Here is a 3,731-nt window from a genome sequence, read left to right as displayed (position 1 = left end):
CGCCATGCGCCGAACGATTCGCCGAGGTCGCTGTTGAGGTCGATCACCGGCTCCATGCTCCCATTCTGCCGAACCTGCGCGCAGACTGGGACGGGGAGGGCGCATGCGCGAGGCGGCACGCAGCAGACGAAACGGACGGCTGCAGCAGTCAGGGCGGAGCGGGCGGCGGCTCACGCGCGCGGCCGCCGTCGCGGCATCCGTCGCCTTCGCCCTCGTGATCACCGGATGCGTCGCGCCCGCGCCCGCCCGCAGCCCACTGCCGTCGACGCCGCCGGGCACTGCAGCGCCGCCCCCGTCGACCCTCACCGCGACGCCGACGCCCACCGGACCGCCGCCCGTGCTGCTGCCCACCGGCGGTGTCGAGGTCATCGCGCAGGGGCTGCAGTCGCCGTGGTCGATCCTCCGCCTGCCCGGCGGCGGCACCCTCGTGAGCGAGCGCGACACCGCGAACGTCGTCGAGGTGCTCGGCGACGGGTCGCTGCGGGTGGCCGCCAACGTGCCGGGCGTCGTGCCCGGTGGCGAGGGAGGGCTCCTCGGCCTGGCGTTCCGGCCCACCGACGGCGACGACCCCGACCTCGTCTATGCCTACTTCACCGCGGCATCCGACAACCGCATCGTGCGGATGCCGCTCACGGGCGCTCCCGGCTCGCTGGGCCTCGGGGCGCCGGAGGACGTGCTCACCGGCATCCCCAAGGCCGGCAACCACGACGGCGGCCGCCTCGGGTTCGGACCCGACGGGTTCCTCTACGCCACCGCCGGCGACGCCGGGAACGGAGACGTCGCGCAGGACCCGAACTCGCTCTCGGGCAAGATCCTGCGGATGACGCCCGACGGGCAGCCGGCGCCGGGCAATCCGTTCGGCAACCTCACGTGGTCGTTCGGGCATCGCAACCCCCAGGGCATCGCGTGGGACGCGAACGGCGACCTCTGGGCGGCGGAGTTCGGGCAGAACACGTGGGACGAGCTCAACCGCATCACCCGCGGAGGCAACTACGGCTGGCCGGTCGTCGAAGGCCAGGCCGGGGACCCGCGCTTCATCGACCCCGTGCAGCAGTGGGCCACGGCGGAAGCCAGCCCGAGCGGACTCGCGATCGTCGGCGACACGCTGTTCCTCGCCGCCCTCCGCGGCGAACGGCTGTGGTCGATCGCCCCCGCCACGTCGGGCGCCGCCCTCACCGCGACGCCGTGGTTCACGGGCGAGCTCGGCCGCCTCCGCGACGTCACCGCGGGCCCCGACGGCGAACTGTGGTTCATCGGCAACAACACCGACGGCCGGGGGTCGCCCTCCCCCGGCGACGACAAGCTCTTCCGGGTGCGCCTCGCACCCTCATGAGCCGGGCCGACGGATGCCGCCGCGAGACGCGCACCCGTTCGGGGGTCACCACCTCCTGCCGCGCGGCGTTCCGCGGGATTATCCTCGTCCCATGGCGGATCTCGAGCGGGTGCGACGGTGGGCCGACGCGCTCATCGCCCTGCACCTCGACCCCGCAGTCTGGAGCTTCGGCTTCGACAACGCCAAGAAGCGCGCAGGCCTCTGCAACTACACCGCCAAGCACATCTCGGTCTCGCGGTACCTCGCCGCCCGCTACGACGACGACGAGATCCACCAGATCCTCCTGCACGAGGTCGCGCACGCGCTCGCCGGACCCCGCGCCGGCCACGGAGCCCGGTGGACGAGCATCGCCACGGAGCTCGGCTACGTCGGCCGTCGCACGCACGACGGCGAGGTCGCGCACGAACTCGCCCCGTGGGTCGGACACTGCCCCGCGGGCCACGAGCATTTCCGCTACCGTGAACCCCAGCGCCCCCTGAGCTGCGGCCTCTGCCGTCGTGGCTTCGACCGGGCGAACCTCATCGTGTGGCGTCATCGCGAGATCACGCCGGCGATACGGCGGCGGGCCGCGAGCGCGGCCTCCGGCTGAGCGCCGCCTCAGCCGGGTCGCCGGAACGCATGCCCGCCCGAGCATGCGTCGCACTCGAACGCGCGGATGCGGCATCCGTCACTGCTGAGGATGGTTCAATGCCCGTCTCGACCGTGTCCATCCCCATCGGACAGTGGTTCACCTCTGCCGAGGGCACGCGCTGGTGGTTCGACTCGGGCTCGTTCGCCCTCGACTTCGCCTACACCGGGCCGATGCGCGGTGCGCGGGAGGCCGAGCTGCTGCACTCACCCGACGACCTCACCGCATGGATGCGCGAGCGGTTCCCCGTGGCCGTCGGCGCGGCCCGCTCCCGCGACCTGTTCGACGCGATCTCGCTCCGCGACGCGATCGGGCGCCTGGCCGTCGCCGCCGCCGAAGACGACGCACCCCGCGCGGCGGACATCGACCTCGTCAACCTCTATGCCGCCACGCCCGACATCCCGCCGGTGCTCGGCGGCGGCTCGCGGCAGGCGGGCCGCTCGGTGCAGACCGTCGGGCAGGCGCTGTCGACGATCGCCCGCGACGCCGTCGACCTGTTCGATCCCGCCAACACCGGGCGCATCCGTGAGTGCGACGGCGCCGACTGCGGGATGGTCTACCTCGACACCTCGCGCGCGGCCACCCGCCGGTGGTGCTCGATGCAGCGCTGCGGCAACCGGGCGAAGGTGCGGGCGCACCGGGCCCGCAAGGCGGTGCGGGCCGCGGCCTGAACCCGGGCGACCGACCCGCCCTCTGGCGGTCGCGGACGGTGCCGTGGCGCGTCAGGCGCGGAAGACGCCGTCGCGCAGCTCGGGCACGACCTCGGCGGCATCCAGCTCGGTGGCGAAGCGCACGTCGGCGCGGTACCCCTGCTCGACGAGCTCGACCGCACTGCCCGACGCACCGATGAGGTGGGTCCCGGCGTGCCGGAGTCCCTCGAAGGCGGCGCAGGCGACGGCCGCTTCGGGCGAGGTGTGGTCGATGCCCAGGGCGACGAGGGCGTCGACGATCGCGCCGCCCGCCAGCTGGTCCTCGATCGCGAACCGGATGGAGTCGTCGGCGGGTGCCGCTGCGGCTCCGGCTCCGGCTGCTGAGCCGGGCGCACCCGACGACCGCTCGCCCGCGGCGAYGATCGCGACCACGGTGCGTTCACCCCGCTCCTCCTGCAGCGCGAGGATGCGGCGGGCGACCGCCGTGCGGTTGCGCAGCGCGCCGGCGAGCACCACGACGCCCCGATCGGCGAGCGCGGCGGCGATGGCTCCACCGTTCGGCGACGGCAGCACGACCGGTCCGTCGAGCTCGTCGTAGGCCTCGCGGCCGGTGAAGCTCGTCGGCGAGAGGCTCGGGCCCGGCTCCCCGCGTCGGCCGGCGACCGACCCGCCCAGCCGTTCGGCGAGCGCCGTGGCGCCGTGCGGGTCATCCGTCGCCCATGGAGCGATGGGCACGCCATGCTCCACCGCCGCCACCACGGCCGTCGTGAACGAGAGCACGTCGACCACGACCACCACGTGGGCGCCCGGCAGGATGCGTTCGGCGCCCGCCCCGCCCCAGTCGAACCGCACCTGGTACTTCGCCTGCCCGAACGGCGTGTTCGAATCACTCACCGGGTCAGGGTATCGCCCGGATGCCGCGGGTGACGGCCCGTGTCGCGGCGTCAGCCGGCGGCCCCGATCGTGCGGCGCCGGCGCCGCTCGCGCTGCCGAAATGGAGGAAGTCCCGGGCGGCGCGCCRCGGAGCGCCGGGCCGGGGCCGGCGTTCCCTCCGCTTCTTCCTGCATTTCGGCGGGGCGGCGAGGGCGAGGCGGCGCGAGGCGAGCGGCGAGGGCGGGGC

General features: G+C 74.4%; 4 protein-coding genes. 3 read left to right on the top strand and 1 reads right to left on the bottom strand.

Features of this window, described 5'->3' with window-relative positions; translation table 11 throughout:
* The first annotated feature begins 103 nt into the window (after positions 1 to 103).
* From AC1DY2_RS17070 to AC1DY2_RS17060, 3 genes are all read left to right on the top strand, one after another.
* Positions 104 to 1,333 (top strand): PQQ-dependent sugar dehydrogenase, encoded by a 1,230-nt coding sequence (locus tag AC1DY2_RS17070; protein WP_476763498.1) that lies wholly within the window; start codon positions 104 to 106, stop codon positions 1,331 to 1,333.
* A 91-nt stretch (positions 1,334 to 1,424) separates the two neighbouring features.
* Positions 1,425 to 1,922, top strand: a complete 498-nt coding sequence (locus AC1DY2_RS17065) for a SprT-like domain-containing protein (protein ID WP_476763497.1) — start codon at positions 1,425 to 1,427, stop codon at positions 1,920 to 1,922.
* Between the two features lie 98 nt (positions 1,923 to 2,020).
* The gene (locus AC1DY2_RS17060) at positions 2,021 to 2,632 is read left to right on the top strand and encodes a CGNR zinc finger domain-containing protein (protein ID WP_476763496.1); all 612 of its coding nucleotides are present in this window, start codon (positions 2,021 to 2,023) and stop codon (positions 2,630 to 2,632) included.
* 51 nt (positions 2,633 to 2,683) lie between these two features.
* Here the strand turns inward: AC1DY2_RS17060 and AC1DY2_RS17055 are convergent, their stop codons facing one another.
* Positions 2,684 to 3,505: a 2-phosphosulfolactate phosphatase gene (locus AC1DY2_RS17055; RefSeq protein ID WP_476763495.1), complete on the bottom strand. Its 822-nt coding sequence runs from the start codon at positions 3,503 to 3,505 to the stop codon at positions 2,684 to 2,686.
* Between the last annotated feature and the right edge of the window lie 226 nt (positions 3,506 to 3,731).

The sequence above is a fragment of the Agromyces sp. P1_H4 genome (genome assembly GCF_056405255.1).
Note: the sequence above shows the minus strand (reverse complement) of the source record. Positions and strands in the feature narration are given on the sequence as shown.

Excerpts from the sequence above, each read along its gene's own strand:
- AC1DY2_RS17070 (WP_476763498.1), top strand. The coding sequence starts at position 104 with ATGCGCGAGGCGGCACGCAGCAGACGAAACGGACGGCTGCAGCAGTCA.
- AC1DY2_RS17065 (WP_476763497.1), top strand. The coding sequence starts at position 1,425 with ATGGCGGATCTCGAGCGGGTGCGACGGTGGGCCGACGCGCTCATCGCC.
- AC1DY2_RS17060 (WP_476763496.1), top strand. The coding sequence starts at position 2,021 with ATGCCCGTCTCGACCGTGTCCATCCCCATCGGACAGTGGTTCACCTCT.